This is a genomic window from Streptomyces sp. NPDC014882, from assembly GCF_043081325.1.
In the GTDB taxonomy this organism is placed as follows: Bacteria; Actinomycetota; Actinomycetes; order Streptomycetales; family Streptomycetaceae; genus Streptomyces.
The window spans coordinates 63,576-83,774 of the sequence record NZ_JBIBWL010000011.1 but is presented as its reverse complement, the minus strand read 5'-3'; the positions used below and the strand labels follow the sequence as shown (position 1 = coordinate 83,774).

Sequence of the window (20,199 nt, the reverse complement as noted above, 5' to 3'; positions counted from 1 at the left end):
TGCGCGGGAGCGGTCGCCGGGGACGCTCAGCCCGCCGCGGCGAGGACCAGCGGAAGGACCGCCTCGCCGCCTGCCCGGCGAAGGAGGCGGGCGGCTACCGCCAGGGTCCAGCCGGAGTCGGTGAAGTCGTCCACGAGCAGCACGGGGCCCGGAGCGGCCGCCAGGGCGGCGGCCAGCTCCTCCGGGACCGTGAGGGCCTCCGAGAGCGCCCTGAGGCGCTGGGCGGAGTTGCTGCGGCGCACCGCGTGGGCACCGCCCTGGCCGGTGTACGTCAGGGTACCCAGGAAGGGGAGGCGTCCGACGGCCGCAATGCCCTGGGCGAGGGAGCCGACCAGCTGCGGGCGGGACAGGGACGGGACCGCGACGACGCCCACCGGCCGGGCCGAGGCGTCCGGGGCGTCGGTGGCCCAGCCGCCCGGGGAGCGCGCCCAGTCGGCCAGGACGGCCACCGCGGCTTTGAGGACCTCGTCGGGGACGGGTCCGTCGGATGCGTTCTCGGCCAGCAGGGGGCGCAGGCGGTTGCCCCAGCCGATGTCCGAGAGGCGGCCCAGGGCACGCCCGGTGGAACACTGCTCGCGAACGGGGATGCGCCCCTTGAGGTCGACGCCGAGGGCGGCCATGCCCGTCGGCCACATGCGGCGCGGCTCGACCTCCACCCCCGGGCGGTCCAGTTCCTTCGCCGCCCCGGTGAGGACCTCGGCCGAGACCGAGGAAGCGATCCAGGCGCCGGCGCAGTTGTCACAACGGCCGCACGGGGCCGCGCCCTCGTCGTCCAGCTGCCGGCGCAGGAACTCCATCCGGCACGCGGTCGTGTTCACGTAGTCGCGCATGGCCTGCTGCTCGACGGCCCGCTGCCGGGCAACCCAGGAGTAGCGCTCGGTGTCGTACGTCCAGGGCCGCCCCGTGCTCTCCCAGCCGCCCTTGACCCGCTTGACGGCCCCGTCCACGTCGAGGACCTTCAGCATCGTCTCCAGCCTGGTGCGCCGCAGGTCCACCATCGCCTCCAGGGCGGGCACGGACAGCGGCCGCCCCGCGTCGGCGAGAGCCGAGAGGGTCTGGCGCACCTGCGTCTCGGGCGGGAAGGCGGTGTCGGCGAAGTAGCGCCAGATGGCCTCGTCCTCCTTGCCCGGCAGCAGCAGCACCTCGGCGTGCTCCACGCCTCGGCCCGCGCGGCCCACCTGCTGGTAGTAGGCGATCGGCGAGGAGGGCGAGCCGAGATGGACGACGAATCCCAGGTCCGGCTTGTCGAATCCCATGCCCAGCGCGGAAGTGGCCACGAGCGCCTTGACCCTGTTCTCCTGGAGGTCGGTCTCGGCCTGGAGCCGGTCGGCGTTCTCCGTGCGGCCCGTGTACGAGTCCACCGTGTAGCCGCGCTGCCGCAGGAAGGCGGTGGCCTCCTCGGCCGCGGCGACCGTCAGCGCGTAGACGATCCCGGAGCCCGGCAGTTCGTCCAGGTGCTCGGCGAGCCAGGCCAGGCGGTGCGCGGCGTCCGGCAGCCGGACGACTCCGAGGCGGAGGCTTTCCCTCTCCAGCGGGCCGCGCAGCACCAGGGCCTCGCCGGCGCCGGTCCCGAGCTGCTCGGCCACGTCGGCCGTGACGCGCGCGTTGGCGGTCGCGGTGGTGGCGAGGACCGGCACGCCGGGAGCGAGGTCGCCGAGCATGGCCCGCAGCCGGCGGTAGTCGGGGCGGAAGTCGTGGCCCCAGTCGGAGATGCAGTGCGCCTCGTCGACCACCAGCAGACCGGTCGTGGCCGCCAGCTTGGGGAGCACCTGGTCCCGGAAGTCGACGGAGTTGAGGCGCTCCGGACTGACGAGGAGGACGTCGGTGTCGCCGCGCTCGACCTCCTGGTAGATCGCGGCCCACTCCTCCGGATTGGCCGAGTTGATGGTGCGCGCCTGGATGCCCGCCCGCTCCGCGGCCTCGACCTGGTTGCGCATCAGCGCCAGCAGCGGCGAGACGATCACCGTCGGCCCGGAACCGCGACGGCGCAGCAACGCGGTGGCGACGAAGTACACCGCCGACTTGCCCCAGCCGGTGCGCTGCACCACCAGGGCCCGTCGGCGCTCCTCGACGAGGGCCGCCACCGCCTGCCACTGGTCCTCCCGAAGCCGCGCCCCCGGCACACCGACCAGTTCGGCGAGGATGGCGTCTGCTTCGGTGCGGAGCTCCAGGTTGTCCATGCCCCCCATGCAACCCGATGGCACTGACAATCGGCCACCTCACCCTGCGTGAGCGAACGTGGCACGTCCGTACGTGCGGAATCGCGGAGCGAGGGGCGGCACGGCGCACGCGTCCGTCGGCACGGCCTGCGCGTCGACCGGGGGAGGCCTCGCGCGCGACGGCCGGAGAACACTGCCCCTCGGACAGGTGAACCGACGGTGTACGGCCGGCACACGCGTCACCCTGCGTTCATGGGGTAAGGATATAAGACACTCTCCGCCACATAAGGGTCGGTGGCCCCAATTGCTCGTTGCCGCATCCAAGTTCGACAGGAAGAATTGAGTTCCGCTCCCCGCACGGCTCGCCCGTGGTCCGGCAGGGCTCTGCTGCGGTGTGCGTGCCCCCGAATCCGACCCGCCCGCAGGTGTGGGCCGTAGCCGAAGGGAGGCTCGTGACCCTCGGATTCGCTCCGTCGTCGGCATCGCTGTCGACGTCCACGTCCGCCGCTTCCGCCAACCGCTTGCTCGAACCCGCGGAGTGGGCTTCGGCCGGCATTCCGCTGCTGCGCAACCCGCGGGAGGTCGTCAGCGGCCTCCACGCGCGCCATCTGCCGAAGCCGGCCACCGCGATCGTGGCGGTGCTCGATCCGGACGAACGGCTGCTGGCCAGTGCCTCGTTCACGCGGCGCCAGGCGCAGGCCGACGGCTGGATGTTCCGCAACGCGCTGCTCGCCCAGCTGCGCCGGGTCATCCCGCACGACCTGCGGCGCCGCACGCCGGTGCGCACCGCCGTGCTGCTCTACTGCCGCGAGGGCGACGCGCGCTGGACGGAGGAGGACGGTGCCTGGATGTGGGGTCTGCGCGACGCCTGCACCTTGCACGGGCTGCGCTGCGGGGCGTACATCACGCTGACCCGGGACGGCTGGCAGGTGCTCGGCGAGGGCCGCGGAGGCCGTCGCCCCCACGCGGGTTCGCCGCCCGAGCCCTTCGCGCTGTCCGAGGCGCCGCCGTTGCCGCGGACCGGCGGCGCAGCCTCGGAGGTGCTGCGCCGCGCGGCCGCGCGCTGAGGGCCGCCGACTCCCCCGCCGGGTCGGCAGAGCAGAAACGATCCGCCTCCATCGGGGGGTGGTCACGAGGAGCCGACCGCGTGATGCCGCGTCGTACCGCGTGACACCGGACGCCGGCGTCGTGTGTCGCGTGCCGGCGCCGAGTGTCACGTGTCGGCACGGCACATCGCGTGCCGGCACCGCACGTCACGCGTCGGCGCGCCACGGTGTCGCGCGCAACGCTTCATGACGTCCGCGAACGACGCCGCGTCCCGGCTCGTCCGCGCCGCGCGAGGCAGGGCCCGGCGAGTCCGCGGCCGCGCGCACGCCGAGGGGCGCACCCGGACTTCCGGGTCCGCGCGTCCGAAGACCGTCGGGGAGGTGCCGCGGAACGGCCCCTCCCCACCCCCGGGTGTTCCCCCGGACGACCGGGAGCGGGTTCAGATGCCCGCGCCGAGCACCGAGTTGATCTGCTGCGGGTCACCGCAGACGATCAGCAGGGCACCGGCCCGGGCGTGGGCCGCCGGAAGGGCGGTGGCTGCACCGGTACCCCCGTTGACCGCGACGACGACCACGGGCCGCACCGCCGCCCGCTCCAACGCGGAGGCATCGGCGTAGAAGACGTCGTCCCCCGAGTCGTGCTGCGCCCAGTAGGACGCTTCACCGAAGGACAGTTCGTGCGCGGCCCACGGGTGCTGTTCGCCGGTGGTGACCACCAGCACCTCACCCGGGGAGCGGCCCGACTCGAGCAGCAGGTCGACGGCCTCCTCGGCGGCGTCCAGCGCACCCGCGGCCGAGGCCGGGATCAGCTGGATTTGAGGGGCCCCCGAAGCGGGTACGGAAGGGGAAGCGGCAGGGGTGACCGGGACCGAAGGCCCGGGCACGGGGGCCACATCGCGCGGCGTGCGCTGCACGGGCGGCGTGGGCCGGACAGGACCAGGCCGACCGGGACGCGACGGAGCCGCGGGACGGGGACCGGGTACGGGTCGAGGGGTCGGCGCGGTGCGGCCACTGGCCGGAGTGGCGCGGGGACCCTGGGCACTCTCGTGAATCTGAGGCTCCTCGGGAATGAGAGGCATGGGCTGATGTCTATCAAACGGTGGTGCGGCTCGCGCCAGCGGGTGGCACATCAGTGCGAGCGGAATCGTCAGAAGTCGAAGCCGAGCTGGCCCTCGATCTTCGGCGCGCTTCCGTTCGCCCAGCTGCGGGCCTTCTTGAGGTGCCGCCACTGGGGCAGCGCATCAAGATACGCCCACGACAACCGGTGGTACGGGGTGGGGCCCCGCTCCTCCAGTGCGGCCTTGTGGACGGGCGACGGATACCCGGCGTTGTCCGCAAAACCGAAGTCTGCATGGTCGATACCCAGTTCGGCCATCATTTTGTCGCGCTGCACCTTGGCGAGCACCGAGGCCGCCGCGACGGCCACGCACGACTGATCGCCTTTGATCACCGTGCGGACCCTCCAGGGGTCGCCGAGGTAGTCGTGCTTGCCGTCGAGGATCACCGCCTCGGGGCGCACCGGCAGGGCGTCCAGGGCGCGCACCGCGGCGAGCCGCAGAGCGGCGGTCATCCCCAGGTCGTCGATCTCCTCCGGGGAGGCGTGCCCGAGGGCGTACGAGGTCACCCACTCCTCCAGTTCCACGGCAAGCTCGTTGCGACGCTTGACGGAGAGGAGCTTGGAGTCGGTGAGGCCGACGAGGGGCCGGCGCAGTCCGGTGACCGCCGCGCAGACGGTGACGGGACCGGCCCACGCACCGCGGCCCACTTCGTCGACACCGGCGACGACCTTGGCTCCGGTCGTGGCGCGCAGGGAGCGCTCGACGGTGTGAGTGGGTGGTTCGTACGGCATGGCGGCCTTAGCCTACGCCGCCCGGATCCCCTTGCGACACCCCGGTCGGCATGACCTCGCGCGTGATCGCCGAAGGACCCGCCGGCGGCTCGCCCAGCCCGCCTCCGGCCGCAGCGGCGGCAGCATGAACCGGTCGGTCGCCTCCTCGCTCCCTCGATCGCCCCATTCGCTGCCGCACACCTCGGAGCGGTACGTCATCATGGCCGGAACGGCATCCAGCACACGGCCGTTCATCGCGCCGGCACGCGTCTCACCTCTCTCGATCCCACGCCTGACGACCTCACACAGAAGCTGCACGGTCGACCCGACGACCCCTTCGAGGATCAGGGCACGGAAGCGCTCCGCCTATTCGGATCGCACTCGTGGACGATCGAGCGCGGCGCGAAAACCGGCCCGGAGTACGCGGCACCCCCCGGGGCCTCGGAGGCGCCATCACCCCGCCGACCTCGTCGGCGCTCATCACCACCACCTTCCGCGAGGGCCGGAACGGAACCGGGCCTTCGGAGGCTTCGCCGCAGTGCCCACGGACACCGACGCACCTCATGGGTGCGCGTCCGCGGCCGCTCGCCCTGCGCCTCACCCCGCCCCGGCCGACGCGCTCCCACCCATCGCGTTCCCGTCCGACGTGGTCCCGCCCGCCGAACACCCCGCAGGCGACGGCGGCCACCATCACGACCACCCCTACCGCGAACCCCATGCTCACCACGCCTCCGTCCAGCCGCTCGGCCGTCGCCTCGCTCCCGGCCCCACCGATCGCGGGGCGGCTGTACGGACAACGGACGGCCGATCACGCAGAGTTCCCGGTGAACACGCAGCGTTCGCCCGGGTCGGCGGCGGACGGAGGCGGAAACCACCCGACGACAGGGGGGCGGCGGTACGGGGCGACGCTCAGGACGCGGAGGGCACCCAGGCCGGCAGTGCCTCCACCTGCTCCGCCCAGGTGGCGGGGGGCGCCCCGGCCTTCCCGGAGGCGAGGACGCCGCCGACGATGGCGCAGGTCGTGTCCACGTCCCCGCCGGCCTGGGCGGTGGTCCAGAAGGCCTTCTCGTAGTCGCCGAGGGAGCGGGCGGCGGACCAGAGCGCGAACGGCACGGTGTCGTGGGCCGTCGTACGCCGTCCGCAGCCCAGCACCGCCGCGACGGTGCCGGCGTCGTCGTAGTCGAGCATGTCCCGGGCACGGCGCAGCCCCGCCGTCACAGCACTTCTGGGCATGAGGCCGATGACGCCCTCCAGGAGGGCGTCGGCGCCGGGCGGACCTCCCGGCGCACCGGCCAGCGCGGCGGCCGCGGCGACGGCCATGGCGCCCACCACGGCCTCCCGGTGCTGGTGCGTGGGGTAGGCGGAGATCTCCGCCTGGTGGGTGGCCTGCTCGGGATCGCCGGCGTACCAGGCGCCCAGGGGGGCGATCCGCATGGCGGCGCCGTTGCCCCAGGAGCCCTGGCCGTTGAACAGGGCCGCTGCGAGTTCGCGCCAGTCACCGCCTTCCCGGACCAGTCTCAGCATCCGGTTGACGGCGGGACCGTAACCACGGTCGAAGTCGTGGTGCGCGGCGAAGGAGTGGGCCAGGGCGTCCTGGTCGATGCGCTGGTGGGCGGCCAGGACGGCGACGACGGAGCAGGCCATCTCGGTGTCGTCCGTCCACTGCCAGGGTCCCGGCGGCAGTTCGCGGTGCTTCAGCAGCGGGTAGTTCGCCGGCACGAAGAACTGCGAACCCAGCGCGTCCCCCACCGCGAGTCCGCGCAGCGCTGCCAGGGCGCGCCCCAGGCGCCCCTCGGGGGAGGAGTCAACGGTCATCGCTCTGCCACTCTCCAGTGATCCCGTACGGCTCCGGAACGCGCCACCGGTCGAACGGCCGGTCGAGGGCGTACTTGCCGTCGTCCCCGAGAACGAGCATCCGCATCTCGGCGTTCCCGGGATTCGACAGGGACTCGAACTCGGCGACCGTCCAGTGGAACCAGCGCATGCAGAACAACCGCATGGCCAGGCCGTGCGTCACGATCAGCACGTTCGGCGGGTGGTCGGGGGCCTCGAAACTGCGGAACAGGCTCTCCAGGAAGCCGCCGACCCGGTCGTAGACGTCCGCCCCGCTCTCGCCCTGGGCGAAGCGGTAGAAGAAGTGCCCGTAGGCGTCGCGGTAGGCCTTCTGGAGGCGGACGTCGTCGCGGTCCTGCCAGTTCCCCCAGTCCTGCTCGCGCAGCCGGGGTTCCTCCCGCACGCGTATGCGGTCGGGGTCCAGGTGGAAGGCGCGGAGGGTCTCGTGGGTGCGCCGGTAGGGCGAGACGTACACGCTGACCTGCTCGTCGCCGAACACCTCCCGCAGTCTCCTGCCCGTCTCCTCCGCCTGGTGCCGGCCCCGCTCGGTCAGGGCCAGCGCGTGGTCGGGTTCACGCTCGTAGACGGTGTCATCAACATTGCCCGTTGACTCCCCGTGCCGGACAAGGACGATGCGCCGTGGTCTTGCCATGCGAAAACACTAGATCGAGTGGCGGCCGATCGAGCACTCGTGAGGCCCGCATACGGCGTAGGTCACACGGATCCGCGCCCGGGGGCGCGTCGGCGCGCGGTGCGGGGCCGCGGCCCCTCACACCGTCCAGGTGGGCTCCAGCTCCACGATGTCGCCGGTCATGGCCGAGACGTCCGCCTCCGTCTGGGCGCGCAGGGCGAGCCGTTCCACCCGCTCGGTGCGGTACTTGCCGTGCTCGGCCTGCGAGCGCCACATCGACAGGACCAGGAACTCGTGTCCCGGCGCCTCCGCGAACAGGCCGCGGATCATGCCGGGTGATCCGGCCATGGCCGGGTTCCACACCTTCTCCTGCATCAGGGTGAAGTGCTCGGCGCGTTCCTCGTGGACCCGGCACAGGGCCACCCGTACGAGGTCGCAGTCGGTGAAGCGGGGTTCGAAGCCCGTCTTCACGTCGAAGCGGTAGTCGAACAGACGGACCTGGGCGTCCTTGAAGGTGCCCGCCTGGGCGGTCGCGAGCCGGTCGTGGGAACGCGCCATGAAGGAGTCGTAGAAGGCGCGGCTCTCCCAGAAGGCGAAGACGTGCGCGACCGAGGGCCGTGTCCTGCTCCAGCCCCCGCCCTGTCCCCGGAACCCCGGCTCCCCCGGGAGCCCCGCCCACTTCCGCTGCCCCCGCTCGAACCCGCGACGGTCCACCACGGTGCAGCGAATCCACTTGACCAGCACCGCGCCATGGTACGGCCGAAGGGCGTGACGTAGGTCGCCCTTGGGCACCCGGCACTCGTGCGGGCCGCCGCACGCGCGTGGCAGGATGGACAACCGGCCCTGACGAGCGGCCAGTTCAGCGCGACAGCAGACCGCGACAGCAGACGGGGACGGGGAGGGGAAGACCGGTGAACGGCCTCAACAAGGGGATCCGCAAGGTCGAGATGGCGCTGAGGTGGGACCCGAGTCCGGCGGGTGAGCCGCCCACCGACCTGGACATAGTGGCCGGCACCTACCTCGCGGACGACCCGCGGGGGGAGCCCGCCTACGTGGTGCACTTCGACAGCCGCTCCCCCGACGGCACCATCACGCTCCACCGCGACAGCACGGACGGCAGGGGCTTCGGCTGGGACGAGGTCATGACGCTCGAACTCGACCGGCTGGACGCCCGGTACGGGCGCGTGCTGGTCGGCGTCGTCATCCAGCAGCGTCCCGCGGAGCGGACCTTCGTCAGCGTGCGCAACCCGGCCTTCCGGATACGCGAGGGCTACACCGTGCTGGCCGAGGACGACTTCGGCACCGTGCTCGGCGCGACGGCGGCCACGGTCGCGGAGTTCGTGCGCGACCCGGCCGACGGCTGGTCCCTCCGCGACGGCGTGCAGGGCTACGAGGAGGACCCGGCGGCCTTCACCAGGATCATGGGCGGGCTGCGCCGCTCCTGAACGCCGGGAGCGGTGGAACCGGAAACCGGCTCCACCGCTCCCACCAGGTCGTTCACCCCTGACGGGCCCTACCGCCCGGGATCGCCCGGTATCAGCTGCAACCGCTGGTCGAGCCGCAGCCCTCGCAGATGTAGCAGGAACCGGCGCGCTGCATCTTCGTGCCGCAGGAGAAGCACAGCGGGGCGTCGGCGTGGATGCCCAGCTGCATCTCCACCAGCTCGGCGCTGGTGTGGGCCTGCTGCGGGGCCGGCTTGGCGGCCTCCACCTCGGCCTTCGGCGTGGCCACGGCCTTGAGGTCCTGGGCGCGCGGGGCCGACTGGGCCAGCCCCTCGACGTCGACGTCCTCGTCGGACGGCTCGTACGAACCCGTCTCCAGGTGGCGCTGACGCTCATCGGCGGAGTGGATGCCGAGCGCGGAGCGCGTCTCGAAGGGCAGGAAGTCGAGCGCCAGGCGGCGGAAGATGTAGTCGACGATCGACTGGGCCATCCGCACGTCGGGGTCGTCCGTCATACCGGCCGGCTCGAAGCGCATGTTGGTGAACTTCGCGACGTACGTCTCCAGCGGCACCCCGTACTGGAGGCCGACGGAGACCGCGATGGAGAAGGCGTCCATCATGCCGGCGAGCGTCGAGCCCTGCTTGGACATCTTCAGGAAGACCTCGCCGAGACCGTCGTCCGGGTAGGAGTTGGCGGTCATGTAGCCCTCGGCGCCGCCGACGGTGAACGACGTCGTGATGCCGGGACGGCCCTTGGGCAGACGCTTGCGGACCGGGCGGTACTCGACCACCTTCTCGACCGCGGTGCGGATGGCGTCCTCGGCCCTCTCGGTGATCTCGGCCTTCTCCTGCTCCTTGGTGTCCTTCTTCTTGGCGGAGAGGGGCTGGCCGACCTTGCAGTTGTCGCGGTAGATCGCGAGCGCCTTGACGCCGAGCTTCCAGGCCTCGAAGTAGATCTCCTCGACCTCCTCGACGGTCGCCGTCTCCGGCATGTTGACCGTCTTGGAGATGGCGCCGGAGATCCACGGCTGGATCGCGGCCATCATGCGGACGTGGCCCATCGGGGAGATGGCGCGCTCGCCCATGGCGCAGTCGAACACCTCGTAGTGCTCGTGCTTGAGGCCGGGGGCGTCGATCACATTGCCGTGCTCGGCGATGTGGGCGACGATCGCCTCGATCTGCTCCTCCTGGTAACCCAGGCGGCGCAGGGCCTGCGGCACGGTGCCGTTGACGATCTGCATCGAGCCGCCGCCGACCAGCTTCTTGAACTTGACCAGGGCGAGGTCGGGCTCGACACCGGTGGTGTCGCAGGACATCGCCAGACCGATGGTGCCGGTCGGGGCGAGCACGGACGCCTGGGAGTTGCGGAAGCCGTTCTTCTCGCCGAGGTCCAGCACGTCCTGCCAGGCCTCGGTGGCGGCGGCCCAGACGGGGCTGTCCAGGTCGTCGATGCCGACGGCCTTCCGGTTGGCGTCGGAGTGCTGCTTCATGACGCGGTTGTGGGCGTCGGCGTTGCGGGCGTAGCCGTCGTAGGGGCCGACGACCGCGGCCAGCTCGGAGGAGCGGCGGTAGGCCGTGCCCGTCATCAGAGAGGTGATGGCACCGGCCAGCGAGCGGCCGCCGTCCGAGTCGTACGCGTGGCCGGTCGCCATCAGCAGGGCGCCGAGGTTGGCGTAGCCGATGCCGAGCTGGCGGAACGCGCGGGTGTTCTCGCCGATCTTCTGGGTCGGGAAGTCCGCGAAGCAGATGGAGATGTCCATCGCGGTGATGACCAGCTCGACGACCTTCTGGAAGCGGTCGGCCTCGAAGGACTGGTGGCCCTGGCCGTCGTCCTTCAGGAACTTCATCAGGTTCAGCGAGGCGAGGTTGCAGGACGTGTTGTCCAGGTGCATGTACTCGCTGCACGGGTTCGACGCGGTGATCCGGCCGGACTCCGGGCAGGTGTGCCAGGTGTTGATGGTGTCGTCGTACTGGATGCCCGGGTCGGCGCAGGCCCAGGCGGCCTCGGCGATCTTACGGAAGAGCGACTTGGCGTCGACCTCCTCGATCACGTCGCCGGTCATCCGCGCGCGCAGGCCGAACTTACCGCCCTGCTCGACGGCCTTCATGAACTCGTCGTTGACGCGGACGGAGTTGTTGGCGTTCTGGTACTGGACGGACGTGATGTCGTCGCCGCCCAGGTCCATGTCGAAGCCCGCGTCGCGCAGGACGCGGATCTTCTCCTCCTCGCTGACCTTCGTCTGGATGAAGTCCTCGATGTCGGGGTGATCGACGTCGAGCACGACCATCTTGGCGGCGCGGCGGGTGGCGCCACCGGACTTGATGGTGCCGGCGGAGGCGTCGGCGCCGCGCATGAAGGAGACCGGGCCGGAGGCGTTGCCGCCGGAGGAGAGCAGTTCCTTGGAGGAGCGGATGCGGGAGAGGTTCAGGCCGGCGCCGGAGCCGCCCTTGAAGATCATGCCCTCTTCCTTGTACCAGTCGAGGATCGACTCCATGGAGTCGTCGACGGACAGGATGAAGCAGGCGGAGACCTGCTGGGGCTGCGGCGTGCCGACGTTGAACCAGACGGGGCTGTTGAAGCTGAAGATCTGGTGCAGGAGGGCGTACGCCAGCTCGTGCTCGAAGATCTCGGCGTCGGCGGGCGACGCGAAGTACTTGTGGTCCTCGCCGGCCTTCCGGTAGGTCTTCACGATGCGGTCGATCAGCTGCTTGAGGCTGACTTCGCGCTGCGGGGTGCCGACGGCGCCCCGGAAGTACTTGCTGGTGACGATGTTGACCGCGTTCACCGACCAGAAGTCGGGGAACTCGACGCCACGCTGCTCGAAGTTGACCGAGCCGTCGCGCCAGTTGGTCATGACGACGTCCCGGCGCTCCCAGGCCACCTCGTCATACGGGTGCACGCCGGGGGTCGTGTGGATGCGCTCGATACGCAGGCCCTTGGTCGCCTTGGCGCCCTTGGCTCGGGAACCCCGTGCCGGACCGCTCGCCGTCTCTGTCATGCCGCCTCCCTGTACGGGCGAAAACGCCCTGAAATGCCACGTTGTTCCCGTGACACGGTGTTCTGTCTTGTGCTGCGGGCACCACTCGCCACACCCGCAGCAGGTCTCGTCCGCCACCGCCCGGCCCGGTCCGGAGCCTGCGCTCCGGTGCCGGCCCGCGGTCAGTCGGCGGAGTGGGCGGGCTCGGGGACCTGCACGGTCCCTCCGCGCCCGCCGTCGTCCTCCCGGCCCCTCGCGGCGGTGTCCGCCGCGTCCTCGCGGTCACCGTCGTCCGCGTCGGGGTGCCGCGCCCGCCTGAGTTCCGCGATCGCGGCCTCGAAGTCGTCGAGCGAGTCGAACGCCCGGTAGACGGAGGCGAATCGCAGATAGGCGACGAGGTCCAGCTCCTGCAACGGGCCGAGTATGGCCAGCCCCACGTCGTGGGTGGTCAGCTCGGCGCTCCCGGTGGCCCGCACGGCTTCCTCGACCCGCTGACCGAGCTGGGCGAGGGCGTCCTCCGTGACGGGCCGCCCCTGGCAGGCCTTGCGCACGCCGTTGATGACCTTGGTGCGGCTGAAGGGCTCGGTGACCCCGGACCGCTTGACCACCATGAGCGAGCACGTCTCCACGGTCGTGAAACGACGGGAGCAGTCAGGGCACTGGCGGCGCCTGCGGATCGACGTGCCGTCGTCGGTCGTACGGCTGTCGACGACACGGCTGTCGGGGTGCCTGCAGAAGGGGCAGTGCACGATCCATCCCTCCTCACGGCGGTCTCCATGGCCTCGCGGGCCTCACGGGCCCCTCGAAGCAGCCCTCAGCATAGGCGATTCCAGAGGGTGCTAAGTCCCGGGGGAACACAACTTGTGGGCCGCGAAGGACATCCAACCACTAGATGTAGGGCTTGCCTCATTCACCCAGGCCGTGTCGCGTGTCGCGCCGACGGCCCTCACAGGGCGCGTTCCGGCGGTCACGGCGAGCACACGGAAGCTGCCGTGCGGGAGTCACTGCGCACGCGCGCGTACGGACATGCCGTCGCGCGCGTACGGCGGTGCGGCCGTCCCGCGCGCGGCCGCACGGCCGGGTCGCCGGGCCGCGCGCGGGGATACCGTGAGCGCCGGAAGGAGGAGAGGTGGGACTCTCGCACAGGGCCGGGCCGGACCCCCGGCACGCCGGGGCGCGAATGACAGACTGGGGCCACCCCACAAGGTGATCGGCCCCGGCGGCGAAGAGTACAACAAACGGCTCTCGCGTCCGACGGGCAGCGCGTCAGCTATACACCTCAAGACGTGATCAAGTCAGGCTATCCACGCTTTTTCACTCGAACGTGTGTTTGGCGCAACCTTTCGAAAGCAACTACCGTTGTCCAGCAGGGAGACAACCGAGAGGGGCCGACGTGACCACCACCGCAGACAGTGCCACCATCACTGCCCAGGACCGCTCCCAGGGCCGACTCGAGCCGGTGCGCGCGATGAACGAACCCGTGAACCCGGAGGGGCACAAGCGCTCCCTGCCGGGCCGACCTCCAGGTATCCGGGCGGACAGCTCGGGACTCACCGACCGTCAGCGGCGGGTGATCGAGGTCATCCGGGACTCCGTGCAGCGGCGCGGATACCCGCCGTCGATGCGGGAGATCGGCCAGGCCGTCGGCCTGTCCAGCACCTCGTCGGTCGCACACCAGCTGATGGCACTGGAGCGCAAGGGCTTCCTGCGCCGTGACCCGCACCGCCCGCGCGCGTACGAGGTGCGCGGGTCCGACCAGGCCTCGGCGGTGCAGCCCACGGACACCGCGGGCAAGCCCGCCGCGTCGTACGTCCCGCTGGTCGGCCGGATCGCCGCCGGCGGCCCGATCCTGGCCGAGGAGTCGGTGGAGGACGTCTTCCCGCTCCCCCGGCAGCTCGTCGGCGACGGTGAGCTGTTCGTGCTCAAGGTCGTCGGCGACTCGATGATCGAGGCCGCGATCTGCGACGGCGACTGGGTCACCGTCCGCCGCCAGCCGGTCGCGGAGAACGGCGACATCGTCGCCGCCATGCTGGAGGGTGAGGCGACCGTGAAGCGCTTCCGGCGCGAGGACGGCCATGTCTGGCTGCTCCCGCACAACGCGGCGTACGAGCCGATCCCCGGTGACGACGCGACCATCCTCGGCAAGGTGGTGGCCGTTCTGCGCCGCGTCTGAGTGCGGCGGCGGACGGGCCTCCTCGACCGCCCCCCCCTGACTGGGCCCCGGGATCCCTGCGCCGGTTCCGGGGCCCTGTGCTGTCCGGGTACCGGGCGGTCGGGGGGCGCCGGGCGGTCGGGACGCCGGGCGGTCCTGTGCGGTGAGGCCTGTGCGGTGAGGCGGTCCTGCCGCCGACGGACCTGACGAATCCGTCGGATCCGACGGCACGGAAAGGGGACCGGTCCTCGAGGAGGCGGTCCCCTTTCCCCGTGGCCCCGGCCCTACGTGTCGGCCTTCTTCGCGGCCGCGTCGATCGCCGCCAGCGACCTGCGGACCTGCTGGGGGTCCGTCGTGAACCAGAAATCGGGCATCGAGGCCTTCAGGTAGCTGCCGTAGCGGGCCGTGGCGAGCCGCTGGTCCAGCACGGCGACGACTCCGCGGTCGCCCGACGCGCGGACGAGCCGGCCCGCGCCCTGGGCCATCAGCAGCGCGGCATGGGTCGCGGCGACCGCCATGAAGCCGTTCCCGCCGGCCTCCTCGACCGCCTTCTGGCGAGCGCTCATCAAGGGGTCGTCGGGGCGCGGGAAGGGGATCTTGTCCATCACCACCAGCTGGCAGTTCGGGCCGGGCACGTCCACCCCCTGCCAGAGCGACAGCGTGCCGAAGAGGCAGGTCTCGGGGTCCGCCGCGAAGTTCTTGATCAGCTCCCCGAGCGTCTCCTCGCCCTGCAACAGGATCGGGAACTCGGGAATGCGGGAGCGCAGTTCCTCCGCGGCCAGCTGGGCGGCGCGCATCGAGGAGAAGAGACCGAGGGTGCGTCCGCCGGCCGCCTGGATCAGCTCCGTCAGCTCGTCCAGCATGTCCGCGCGGTCACCGTCGCGCGCGGGGCGGGCCAGGTGCTTGGCGACGTACAGGATGCCCTGCTTGGGATAGTCGAAGGGGGAGCCGACGTCGATGCCCTTCCACTGGGGGACGTCCTCGCCCTGGGTGCCCTCCGGGGCGAGCCCCATCGAGGCGCCCACCCCGTTGAAGTCGCCGCCCAGCTTCAGGGTCGCCGAGGCCAGGACCACGGAGCGGTCCGCGAAGAGCTTCTCGCGCAGGAGGCCGGAGACGCTCATGGGGGCGACGCGCAGGGAGGCGCCGAAGCGGTCGTGCCGCTCGTACCAGACGACGTCGTACTCGGAGCCGTTCACGAGGCGCTCCGCCACGTCGTGGACGCTCTCCACCGAGGCCAGTGCCTGCTTGCGGACCGAGTCCTCGTCCTGGACGGACTTGTCGCGGGTCGCGCCGATGGCGGAGATCACCGTGCGGGCGGCGTCGCGCAGCGCCATGAGGGCGTACCCGAGGTCCTCCGGGATCTCTTCCAGGCGGCCCGGAAGGGCCAGCTCCATCAGCCGCTCGAAGCCCTCGGCGGCGGTCTGGAGCTGATCGGCCGCCTTCTCGTCGACGAGCTTCGCGGCGCGGCGTACGGCCCGGTTGACCTGGCCCGCGGTCAGCTCGCCGGTGGCGACGCCGGTGACCCGCGAGACCAGCTCGTGGGCCTCGTCGACGATCAGGACCTCGTGCTGGGGGAGGACGGGAGCGCCCTCGATGGCGTCGATGGCCAGCAGGGCGTGGTTGGTGACGACGACCTCGGCCAGCTTGGCCCGCTCGCGGGCCATCTCCGCGAAACACTCGGCGCCGTACGCGCACTTCGTGGCGCCGAGGCACTCGCGGGACGAGACCGAGACCTGGCCCCAGGCGCGGTCGGAGACGCCGGGGGTCAGGTCGTCCCGGTCGCCGTCCTCCGTCTCGTCGGCCCAGTCGCGCAGCCTCAGCAGGTCCTGGCCCAGCTTGCTGGTGGGCGCGGCGGCCTCGAACTGGTCGAAGAGGCCTTCCTCCTCGTCCTGGGGCATGCCCTCGTGCAGCCGGTGCAGGCACAGGTAGTTCGACCGGCCCTTGAGCATCGCGAACTCCGGGCGGCGGCGCAGCAGCGGATGCAGGGCGTCGACCGTGCGCGGCAGGTCGCGCTCCACGAGCTGGCGTTGCAGCGCCAGCGTGGCGGTCGCCACGACGACCCGGTCGCCGTGCGCGAGTGCGGGCACGAGGTACCCCAGCGACTTACCGGTGCCGGTGCCGGCCTGGACCAGCAGATGGGATCCGTCGTCGATCGCCTCCGCGACGGCTTCGGCCATGGCCACCTGGCCGGGGCGCTCCGTGCCGCCGACGGCGGCGACGGCGGCGTGCAGGAGTTCGGGGAGTGAGGGCTTCGTCATAGCGCGACCACCCTACGGGGCGGCACTGACAAACGTGTGGTCACGGGGGACGGGAGCGACGCGATCAAGACGGTGGGCCTCCCGGTGGGCGGTACGGGGCGCCGGTTTCGGCGCGTGAGCGACCGATCGGGGCCCCCGGGCCGGTGGGGCCTGGTCCAGGGCGCGGGACGGCCGTACCGGACGCGGCGGGTGCGGGTGCGGGTGGCGTCCTGCTCGCGCCCTCCCCCGGTGAGGTGCGCGAAGTGGGGGCCGTCGGGCGGACGTGGCTCCGCGGCGTCCCGGGCATCGGCGGCGGGCACGGTTCCCCTCCTCTCGGGAAGCGGGGTTCAGCGGTACAGGGGATTGGCGATGGTGACGTAGACGGACTGGGTGTCGACCGGGCCGACGAGTTCGTCCAGGCCGTGCAGGCGGGTGAGGAGGTTGGCCTTGCAGCGCAGATGCGGTGAGTCGAGCAGCCGGGCGGGCAGCAAACTCCGTGTCCGGCGGCCGGCACCGGTGCGGGGGCGCGGGCCGGGACCGGTACGGGAGCCGGCGTGGGCGTCCGCGCCGGCCTCGGCATCCGCGTCCGCATCCGCGTCGGCAGTGGTGAGGAAGCGCCGGAAGGCGGCGAGCAGCATGTGTTCGTCGGCGAGCCGCTGGGAGCCGAAGGCCCCGACGAGTCCCAGCACGTTGTTGATGCCGAGGTGGTAGGCGAAGCGCTCGTCGGCGACCTGGTCCGGGACGAAGGTCTCGCCGGCCTCGCCGATGCCGGGCAGCCGGGCGTCCAGGTCCGCGCGGCGGGACTCGCGGAAGCAGCAGCCCTGGTTGTCGCGGTAACGGCCGCCGCTCGGCCAGCCGTCGGGGTCGAGCAGCACCAGCGTGTTCTGCTGGTGCGCCTCCAGCGCGATCCCCGCCGCACCGTCGAGCCACAGCACGGGGCGGACGACCCGCTCCAGGTAGCGCAGGAACCACTCGGCGGCCACGGTCTCGCGCGGCCGGCCCGTCACGGCGGCGAGCCGCCCGACGAGCGCCGCGAGCCGGGAGGGCGCGGGGCCGCCGTCCTCGGCCCGGTGGGGGTCGGGGCGGGGGGCGACGAGTCCGGCGAGGCAGGAGACGTCGTCGGCCGGGGCGAACGGGTTGTGCCGGATCACCACGTCGAGCCCCGCCACCGGACGGCCGTCCGGTCCGTCCACGGCGAGCCAGGCGGGGTCCCGGACGATGTCGAAGCCCGGGTGGGCCGCCCGCCACCGCCCGCCGAGGCCGGTGCGCAGCAGGCGGTGGACCTCGACCCCCCGGTGCAGTTCCTTGCGGAGGTTCTCGCGGAGGGAGTCGGTGATGCGCAGTCCCAGGGAGAGCTTGAGCATCGCCGGTGCGCCGGAGCGGTGAACCGTGCGCACGGAGGAGGTCGGGTGCCACGAGGGGCCGTGGGCGCCGAGGTCCCGGAGCAGGCCGGCGTCGAGCAGGGCCGCGACCTCGGGGCGGCGGCGGACCTCGCGGAGCTGCCAGGGGTGCACGGGCAGGGCGGCGTACCCGTCGGGCAGCGGCAGCGGGGCGGCGGCGAGCCGGGCCGTCAGCGCGGGGGCGGGGACGGGACGGCCGCGCTCGGTCCAGGCGGAGCCGGCGGCCAGCGCCCGGGGCGCGACCGCCAGCCAGTGAAGGGGGAAGGAGCCGTGCGCCTCGGGTGAGTACAGCCGGGCTTCCGCGTCGGAGAGGCCCTCGCGGCTCTTGGGAGCCGGATGCAGCGGATGCCCGAGGGTGAGGGCCTGCTCTGCCGAGAGGAAGAGGTCCGTTCGCTCCGCGGGGCGCTGCCGGTCGGCGGGGGCTTCCCGGTGCGCGCGGCGTTCTCGGTACGCGTCGATGAAGGCGGCCGTGCGGCGGACGGAGTCGGCGACCCGGACGACGAGGTCGTCGTCCCGTGCCGCGCCCGGGGGCACGGCGTCCTCCTCGCGGAGGACTCCGCCGGGTGCGGCCCCGGGCGTTTTGCCGGGCCCGGCGGACGCCTCACGGCTGAGCAGGGCCGCGACCGTGACCGCGTCCACGGGCGTGGAACGGGCGGGGGCGCCGGCCGGGCGCGGCGGCCCGAAACGGTGCCAGCCGGTGGGTGACCAGTAGCGCACCGGGACGAGGAGCGCGGTGCCGGTGGCGGGCAGCGGGATGCGCAGGACACCGTCGTCGGGGGCGGACAGGCCGCTCTCGCGGACCCAGCAGCGCAGCAGGTTCTCCACGGTCGCCGCCCGGGCCGCCCGACGGGGGTCGGGGTGGTGCAGCGGGTCGGCAGCGGTGCCCTGCTGTCCGCGGGGGGCCGGGAGGACCGACATGGGTGACGGCGGCGGGGGCGGGGTGTTCACGGTCGTTCCTTTGCTCGCGTGCGGGCCACGGCGTGCACCGCGTCCGAGAATCGGTCGAGTACGGCCGCCGCCTGCTCGTCGGTGACCGTCAGGGGCGGCAGCAGGCGTACGACGCCCGGCCGGCGTCCGGCCAGTTCGACGAGCAGGCCGCGGCTGAGGCACTCCCGCCGGACGGCCGCGGCCAGTTCGGGCGACGCGGGAGGGGTCCCCCGGGCGGCGGCGCCCCGTCCGCCCGGCATCCCCTCCGGGTGCACCATCTCCACCCCGATCATCAGGCCGCGCCCCCGTACGTCCCCGACGCACGGGAAGTCGTCCGCCAGGCCGCGGAGCCGGCGCAGGAGGCGGTCGCCCAGGGTGGCCGCGCGTCCGGCGAGGCCGTGGGCGCGGACGTGGGCGAGGGTGGCCCTGCCGGCGGCCATGGCGAGCTGGTTGCCGCGGAACGTGCCCGCGGGGGCGCCGGGCTCCCGGACGTCGAGGTCGTCCCGGTGGACGATCACGGCCAGGGGCAGACCGCCGCCGACGGCCTGGGACAGGACCATCACGTCGGGGGTGATGCCACTGTGGTCGACGGCCCAGAAGGCACCGGTCCGCCCGACGCCCGTCTCGGTCTCGTCGGCGATCAGGGGGATCGAGCGGTCGGCGGTGAGGCGGCGCACGCGGCGCGTCCAGGCGTCCGGGGCGGGGATCACACCTCCCTCGCCCTGGACGGGTTCGAGGATCAGCCCGGCCGGCGGGCGCGCCCCCGACCCTGGGGCGCCGAGGGCCGACTCGGCCCGGTGGGCGGCGAGTTCGGCGCCCCGCTCGCCACCGACGCCGAAGGGGCAGCGGTAGTCCTGGGGGTACGGCAGCCGGGTCACCCGCACGTCCGGATCGCCGCCCGGGGCTTCGGGGGGACCCGGGGTCGTTCCGTGGCGGGCGCCGGTGAACGCCAGGACTCCGGTGCGGCCCGTGGCGGCCCGGACCAGCGCGAGTGCGGCTGCCACGGCGTCCGGGCCGGCCGGTTCGCAGAACCGCACGCGCGCGTGGCCGGCCAGTCCCGGCGGCAGGGTGTGCAGCAGCTCGGTGACGAAGGCCTCCTCGAGCGGCGTGGCGAGACTGGCGACGTGCAGCGGGGCGCCCGAGTCGAGGACCTCGCGGACCGCCTCCAGGACGACGGGGTGGTTGTGGCCGAGGGCGAGGGTCCCGGCGCCCGAGACGCAGTCGAGGTAGCGGCGGCCGTCGGCCCCCCTCGATGGTCAGCCCCCGGGCCCGGACCGGCACGATCGGCAGGGCCCGGGCGCGGCCCCGCGCCGCCGGTTCGCGTGCCGACCGCCCGCGCGGGAGGTCCCGGCCGGGGCGTGCGCGCGCGGGGGTGCCCGGCACGGGGATCTCCGCACCGGCCGGGCTCCCGCACGCCGGGGCCCCCACAGCGGGTCCCCCGCCGCCGTCGCGTCCCGCGGACGTCTTCCCCGGCACCGGCTGCGTCACGACCACGATTTCCTGTCCTCCCGCTGTCCACAGGCGAGTCGGTGCGCCGCGGGGCCCCCGCCGGCGCGCCCGGCCGAGG

Annotated in this window: 13 protein-coding genes and 1 pseudogene; 3 read left to right on the top strand and 11 right to left on the bottom strand. The window is 72.8% G+C overall.

The genetic code is table 11. From position 1 onward, the window contains the following. Window positions 1-26: 26 nt before the first annotated feature. Window positions 27-2,180: a RecQ family ATP-dependent DNA helicase gene (locus ACF09K_RS24035; protein WP_392246549.1), complete on the bottom strand. Its 2,154-nt coding sequence runs from the start codon at window positions 2,178-2,180 to the stop codon at window positions 27-29. A 431-nt stretch (window positions 2,181-2,611) separates the two neighbouring features. On the opposite strand from ACF09K_RS24035, the gene ACF09K_RS24030 reads away from it, so the two are divergent. Then, the gene (locus ACF09K_RS24030) at window positions 2,612-3,226 is read left to right on the top strand and encodes a hypothetical protein (RefSeq protein WP_392246547.1); all 615 of its coding nucleotides are present in this window, start codon (window positions 2,612-2,614) and stop codon (window positions 3,224-3,226) included. A gap of 419 nt (window positions 3,227-3,645) precedes the next feature. On the opposite strand, the gene ACF09K_RS24025 is transcribed toward ACF09K_RS24030, so the two are convergent. From ACF09K_RS24025 to ACF09K_RS24005, 5 genes are all read right to left on the bottom strand, one after another. Then, window positions 3,646-4,284 carry a hypothetical protein gene (locus tag ACF09K_RS24025; protein ID WP_392246545.1) on the bottom strand — a complete coding sequence of 213 codons (639 nt, stop codon included), beginning with the start codon at window positions 4,282-4,284 and terminating at the stop codon, window positions 3,646-3,648. Window positions 4,285-4,352: 68 nt separating this feature from the next. Next, a complete protein-coding gene (locus ACF09K_RS24020) occupies window positions 4,353-5,054 on the bottom strand; it encodes a ribonuclease HII (protein ID WP_392246543.1) in 702 nt (233 codons plus the stop codon). Window positions 5,055-5,942: 888 nt separating this feature from the next. Continuing rightward, window positions 5,943-6,848: an ADP-ribosylglycohydrolase family protein gene (locus ACF09K_RS24015; RefSeq protein ID WP_392246542.1), complete on the bottom strand. Its 906-nt coding sequence runs from the start codon at window positions 6,846-6,848 to the stop codon at window positions 5,943-5,945. Continuing rightward, window positions 6,838-7,518 carry a histidine phosphatase family protein gene (locus ACF09K_RS24010; protein WP_392246540.1) on the bottom strand — a complete coding sequence of 227 codons (681 nt, stop codon included), beginning with the start codon at window positions 7,516-7,518 and terminating at the stop codon, window positions 6,838-6,840. The genes ACF09K_RS24015 and ACF09K_RS24010 overlap by 11 nt, the downstream gene beginning before the upstream one ends. Before the next feature lie 117 nt (window positions 7,519-7,635). Continuing rightward, the gene (locus tag ACF09K_RS24005) at window positions 7,636-8,241 is read right to left on the bottom strand and encodes a YdbC family protein (protein ID WP_392246538.1); all 606 of its coding nucleotides are present in this window, start codon (window positions 8,239-8,241) and stop codon (window positions 7,636-7,638) included. A 167-nt stretch (window positions 8,242-8,408) separates the two neighbouring features. Here ACF09K_RS24005 and ACF09K_RS24000 point away from each other — a divergent pair, with 167 nt between their 5' ends. Then, on the top strand, window positions 8,409-8,942 hold the full coding sequence (locus ACF09K_RS24000) for a TerD family protein (RefSeq protein ID WP_392246537.1): 534 nt from the start codon (window positions 8,409-8,411) through the stop codon (window positions 8,940-8,942). A 91-nt stretch (window positions 8,943-9,033) separates the two neighbouring features. Here the strand turns inward: ACF09K_RS24000 and ACF09K_RS23995 are convergent, their stop codons facing one another. Together ACF09K_RS23995 and nrdR are read right to left on the bottom strand one after the other, a co-directional pair. Next, a complete protein-coding gene (locus tag ACF09K_RS23995) occupies window positions 9,034-11,937 on the bottom strand; it encodes a vitamin B12-dependent ribonucleotide reductase (protein ID WP_392246535.1) in 2,904 nt (967 codons plus the stop codon). Window positions 11,938-12,098: 161 nt separating this feature from the next. Next, entirely contained in the window at window positions 12,099-12,665 is a 567-nt protein-coding gene (gene nrdR, locus ACF09K_RS23990; RefSeq protein WP_392246533.1) for a transcriptional regulator NrdR, read from the bottom strand. Window positions 12,666-13,309: 644 nt separating this feature from the next. Between nrdR and lexA the strand changes: the two genes are divergently transcribed. Beyond that, window positions 13,310-14,089: a transcriptional repressor LexA gene (gene lexA / locus ACF09K_RS23985; protein WP_392246530.1), complete on the top strand. Its 780-nt coding sequence runs from the start codon at window positions 13,310-13,312 to the stop codon at window positions 14,087-14,089. Between the two features lie 263 nt (window positions 14,090-14,352). Here the strand turns inward: lexA and ACF09K_RS23980 are convergent, their stop codons facing one another. The 3 genes and pseudogenes from ACF09K_RS23980 to ACF09K_RS23970 form a co-directional block, all read right to left on the bottom strand. Beyond that, window positions 14,353-16,326, bottom strand: a complete 1,974-nt coding sequence (locus ACF09K_RS23980; protein WP_392246528.1) for an ATP-dependent DNA helicase — start codon at window positions 16,324-16,326, stop codon at window positions 14,353-14,355. Between the two features lie 326 nt (window positions 16,327-16,652). Further along, window positions 16,653-18,623, bottom strand: a complete 1,971-nt coding sequence (locus ACF09K_RS23975; RefSeq protein WP_392246770.1) for an IucA/IucC family protein — start codon at window positions 18,621-18,623, stop codon at window positions 16,653-16,655. A gap of 26 nt (window positions 18,624-18,649) precedes the next feature. After that, window positions 18,650-20,021, bottom strand: a pseudogene (locus tag ACF09K_RS23970) (aminotransferase class III-fold pyridoxal phosphate-dependent enzyme). Window positions 20,022-20,199 lie beyond the last annotated feature (178 nt).

Coding starts and splice junctions, on each gene's coding strand:
- ACF09K_RS24020 (WP_392246543.1), bottom strand. CDS start 5,054: ATGCCGTACGAACCACCCACTCACACCGTCGAGCGCTCCCTGCGCGCC.
- ACF09K_RS24035 (WP_392246549.1), bottom strand. CDS start 2,180: ATGGACAACCTGGAGCTCCGCACCGAAGCAGACGCCATCCTCGCCGAA.
- ACF09K_RS24015 (WP_392246542.1), bottom strand. CDS start 6,848: ATGACCGTTGACTCCTCCCCCGAGGGGCGCCTGGGGCGCGCCCTGGCA.
- ACF09K_RS23975 (WP_392246770.1), bottom strand. CDS start 18,623: ATGTCGGTCCTCCCGGCCCCCCGCGGACAGCAGGGCACCGCTGCCGAC.
- ACF09K_RS24010 (WP_392246540.1), bottom strand. CDS start 7,518: ATGGCAAGACCACGGCGCATCGTCCTTGTCCGGCACGGGGAGTCAACG.
- ACF09K_RS24025 (WP_392246545.1), bottom strand. CDS start 4,284: ATGCCTCTCATTCCCGAGGAGCCTCAGATTCACGAGAGTGCCCAGGGT.
- ACF09K_RS23995 (WP_392246535.1), bottom strand. CDS start 11,937: ATGACAGAGACGGCGAGCGGTCCGGCACGGGGTTCCCGAGCCAAGGGC.
- ACF09K_RS23980 (WP_392246528.1), bottom strand. CDS start 16,326: ATGACGAAGCCCTCACTCCCCGAACTCCTGCACGCCGCCGTCGCCGCC.